Source organism: Candidatus Thiopontia autotrophica (genome assembly GCA_014384675.1).
Taxonomy (GTDB): Bacteria; Pseudomonadota; Gammaproteobacteria.
This window is the reverse complement of sequence record JACNFK010000001.1, coordinates 1-4,222: the sequence shown is the minus strand read 5'-3', so window position 1 is coordinate 4,222 and position 4,222 is coordinate 1. Positions and strand designations below refer to the sequence as shown.

Here is a 4,222-nt window from a genome sequence, read left to right as displayed (position 1 = left end):
TTATAACATCAGAGGGAGTCAACTAGTGGAAGAACAGACAAACGAAGAGAGAGTACCTGCAATGCAGCGCTTGCTCGATAACCCATTCTTGTTGCTATTTCTTGGAATAGCCGTACCAACCGTTTTCTATACCATGTGGGGAATTATGGAGATCATCTCTATCCCCATGGCCCCATAATTAAGGAGGAGAGTCTGTTATGAGTTCAATACTACCCCCAGCAGAAACCATCTGGTGGAAAACTCCGGTAGATCGTTCCGAGGGATTATGGGTCGCGATCGCACTGATCTGGTGCCTGTTCATGTTTGCGATGATGCCTATCTGGCACATCTATGGAAACCAGAACCTCTCCAATGAGGCATATAAAACCACCCCTGAAAAGTTTCAGGCAGAGGTTGATGCCATGGTTGCTGCACACGAAGTGCGTAGAGAGACTAACTGGAATGTGCCGGTTGTGGCTCCTCCTGTTGGCAGTGATGTCTATATGCTTGGCAAGAAGTGGCAGTGGTACCCAGCTCTGGAGCTGAAGAAGGGCGAGTCATATCGTCTCCATCTCTCTTCAATTGACTGGCAGCACGGTTTTTCTGTACAGCCAATCAATGTAAATACTCAAGTTCTGCCTGGTTATGAGTCAGTAATAACAATTACGCCAAACCAGACTGGTGAGTTCACAATAATCTGTAATGAGTATTGTGGTGTAGGTCATCATTTCATGACCAGTAAAATTTACGTTACAGAATAAGGGGTAATTAATAATGAGTTTCGCAAAACCACTATTCCGTACAGAGACAGGCACAGGGCTTGTCTTTCACAAGAATGCGGAAAATCTAATGAAGGCCAATGCTATTGCTGCTACGGTATTCCTCCTTATTGGTGGAATCCTTGCTGCGCTGGTAACGGCTACACGTATGCCAACACTGCATATACTTCCAGCCGGTCAGTTCTATCAGGCACTGACTGGTCACGGTATCGATATGTTGATTATCTATATCATCTTCTTTGAGATGGCAGTACTCTACTTTGCCTCATCAACGCTACTGCGTTCGAGATTGGCAACACCAAGATGGGGTTGGGTTCAGTTCGGCCTTATGCTTGTTGGTGCGTTGATTACCAACTATGCCATCATTATGGGTAACTCCAGTGTGATGATGACCTCTTATGTGCCAATGCCAGCAGATCCCCTGTTTTATCTTGGGCTTATTCTGTTTGCTGTTGGTGCTCTGATCGGTTGTTTCATCTTCTTCGGTACGCTTGTAATTGCCAAAGAGGAGAAGAGTTATGAAGGGTCAGTTCCTCTGGTTGTATTTGGTGCAACAGTTGCAGCAATCATTGCTGTCTTTACCATCGCATCTGGTGCAATCATTCTGATTCCTACGTTCCTCTGGTCTCTTGGACTGATCTCAAATATCGATCCACTGATGTATCGAGTTATCTGGTGGGCACTTGGCCACTCTTCACAGCAGATCAACGTTGCCGCCCATATCTCAATCTGGTACATGGTTGCAGCACTTCTGTTTGGGGCAAAACCAATGTCAGAGAAGATCAGTCGTTCAGCATTCCTGTTGTACATCCTCTTCCTCCAGCTTGCTTCTGCTCACCATATTCTGGTTGACCCAGGTGTGAGTTCTGTATGGAAGGTATTCAACACCAGTTATGCAATGTACCTCGCTGTACTGGCTAGTATGATTCACGGATTGACTGTTCCAGGATCCATTGAGGTTGCTCAGCGTATGAAAGGGCTCAATCGTGGTCTCTTCCAGTGGCTGAAGAAGGCGCCTTGGGGTAATCCTGTGTTCTCCTCAATGTTTATTTCGTTGATCGGTTTCGGATTCCTCGGTGGTATCTCGGGCGTGGTCATGGGTGTTGAGCAGATTAACCTGATCATCCATAACACCATCTATGTTCCAGGTCACTTCCACGCAACTGTGGTACTGGGTACAACAATGGCGTTTATGTCAGTAACATACTTCCTGCTACCAACTCTGTTTGGTCGTGAGATCATCTTCCCATCAATTGCCAAACTGCAGCCATACCTCTTCGGTCTTGGCATGGCGGGTGTATCCCTCTTCCTGATGGGTGCTGGTACCATGGGTGTTGCACGTAGACATTGGGATATGGCATTTACTGGTGCTCCTTATGCATATGAGTATCCTGCGATTGCCTATACCATTATGGGTCTGGCCGGTATCTTTGCAATCCTTGCGGTTCTTGGCGGTGCCATATTCTGTCTGCTGACAGTGGGCACACTGCTCTTCGGCAAGAAGGCTGATAGCAAGGTTGGGTTCATGGGGTTCCGTGGCATTGACAGCTACACTACAGAGAAACCAGCAATGCTGATGCGCGCTCCTGCAGATGAGGGTCACGGCAAGATCGGTATGGGATGGTTTATTGCTCCAGGAACATTTGTTCTGGCTCTAGCCTTCCTCGTTACCTTTGTTCTCTACTACTTCGTTAACTGGAAGTACCTGGCATCTGTCTGGGGACTTGCATAAGCGGACCAAAATTCAGGGGCAGGCTTCCCGCCTGCCCCTGTTTTTTATTGTATATTAGGTTGCTCTGTTATAATGGGAGCATAGTACAAGTTCTGAATTAACGAGGTAATAGCATCGTGGTGCTTGGATTTAAGCAAATTGCAAATATCTTTAAGTTACGTATTGGCGTCACCATTGCGCTTACAGCGCTTGTCGGGCTGGCCGTTACTCCAGGGCCATCTGTCCCGCTACCACAGATATTGACCCTGTTGGTTGTTGTTCTGCTCTCATCTGCAAGTGCAGGTGGGTTTAACCAATATCTTGAGCGTAATTATGATGGACGCATGGAGAGAACACGCAATCGCCCATTTGTAACTGGTGAGATCAAGGCCGGTATTGGCTGGCCACTGTTCCTCTACGCTCTACTCTTCGTGTCTGTTCTTAGTGCCGCCTATATATTGAATGGCGTAGCCGCATTTTATGTTTTTCTTGGTGCCTTTTTCTATGCGTTTGTCTATACATGGTGGTTAAAGCGTAGAACCTGGCTCAATATTGTTGTTGGCGGACTTGCCGGTAGTTTTGCTGTATTGGCTGGTGCTGCAACAGTAAATCCAACCGGTCTGGATACATTTCCACTTATTCTTGCTGTGGTCCTCTTTTTGTGGACCCCTTCACATTTCTGGAGTCTGGCGATAACCCTGCATGACGATTATGCGCGTGGCGGGATTCCGATGCTTCCTGTAGTTGTTGGTGACCACAAGGCGGCATGGGCAATCTTTGGTAACTCCATACTTCTTGTGAGCGTATCATTTTCCCCACTATTTTTTGATCTGGGACTGGGTCCTGTCTATTTTGTAGGTGCCGCAGTTGGTGGTTTTTACTTCCTCTATAAAAATATTGTACTTATCCGTGATACCAATCGGGACACGGCAATGTCCAGTTTTTACGCATCACTTTTTCAGCTGACACTACTATTGATTGCAGCTGTTGTTGATATTCAGCTGGTCTGATTAAAAATACCTAGAGGATCTCTCTGTGTACAAGTGGCTATACAGCAGCCTTAGGTTCTCTACGGCATCTCTGGTGCTTCTATTTCTTGGTGTTGCGCAGATATCACTCTCTGCAACTGCAGAAGATAATGTTTTTGACCACGCGTCAGCCCTTGAAAAGAGCAGGGGGGCGGTTGGTAATCTATTGTCAGACTATACCTTCACCGATATTAACGGGATGCCGGTTCATCTTGAAAGTTTCCGCAACAAGCCGTTAGTGGTTAATCTGGTATACACCAGTTGTTACCATATATGCCAGATGACTACCGAGCATCTTAAAAAGATGGTCGCGATTGCCAATGAATCACTTGGTTCTGACAAATTCAATGTTATTACCCTCGGTTTTGACACCATGATTGATAGTCCGGAGATGATGGAGGACTACGCCAAGTCGAGAAGCATTGATATCGATAACTGGTATTTTCTGAGTGGTGACGGCGGCAGTGTGAAGAGGTTTATTGAAGATGTAGGTTTTACCTATATTAAGACCACCAGGGGATTTGACCATATTCTGCAGGCAACTATTGTTGACCAGCAGGGTAAAATATATACCCAGGTTTATGGTGAATCTTACGATGCACCGCTGTTTATGGAACCGCTCAAGGAGTTGGTCTATAAGCGCCCGACCAATAGGGGAATTGTTGCAAATATAGGGGATCGTGTGCGCTTCTTCTGTACTGTATATGATCCTGCCAGTGGCGGTT

5 protein-coding genes are annotated in these 4,222 nt (G+C 46.4%); all 5 read left to right on the top strand.

Annotated elements, in window-relative coordinates:
• Positions 1-25 precede the first annotated feature (25 nt).
• Positions 26-178 carry a hypothetical protein gene (locus H8D24_00025; protein MBC8518782.1) on the top strand — a complete coding sequence of 51 codons (153 nt, stop codon included), beginning with the start codon at positions 26-28 and terminating at the stop codon, positions 176-178.
• 19 nt (positions 179-197) lie between these two features.
• On the top strand, positions 198-740 hold the full coding sequence (locus H8D24_00020; protein MBC8518781.1) for a cytochrome C oxidase subunit II: 543 nt from the start codon (positions 198-200) through the stop codon (positions 738-740).
• 13 nt (positions 741-753) lie between these two features.
• The gene (locus H8D24_00015) at positions 754-2,490 is read left to right on the top strand and encodes a cbb3-type cytochrome c oxidase subunit I (GenBank protein MBC8518780.1); all 1,737 of its coding nucleotides are present in this window, start codon (positions 754-756) and stop codon (positions 2,488-2,490) included.
• Between the two features lie 116 nt (positions 2,491-2,606).
• Positions 2,607-3,479, top strand: a complete 873-nt coding sequence (gene cyoE / locus H8D24_00010) for a protoheme IX farnesyltransferase (GenBank protein ID MBC8518779.1) — start codon at positions 2,607-2,609, stop codon at positions 3,477-3,479.
• A 25-nt stretch (positions 3,480-3,504) separates the two neighbouring features.
• A partial coding sequence (locus H8D24_00005; protein MBC8518778.1) for an SCO family protein occupies positions 3,505-4,222 on the top strand: 718 nt, incomplete at its 3' end.

What these genes read in the sequence shown, in the direction of transcription:
- H8D24_00020 (MBC8518781.1), top strand. Translation starts at nt 198, where the DNA reads ATGAGTTCAATACTACCCCCAGCAGAAACCATCTGGTGGAAAACTCCG.
- H8D24_00015 (MBC8518780.1), top strand. Translation starts at nt 754, where the DNA reads ATGAGTTTCGCAAAACCACTATTCCGTACAGAGACAGGCACAGGGCTT.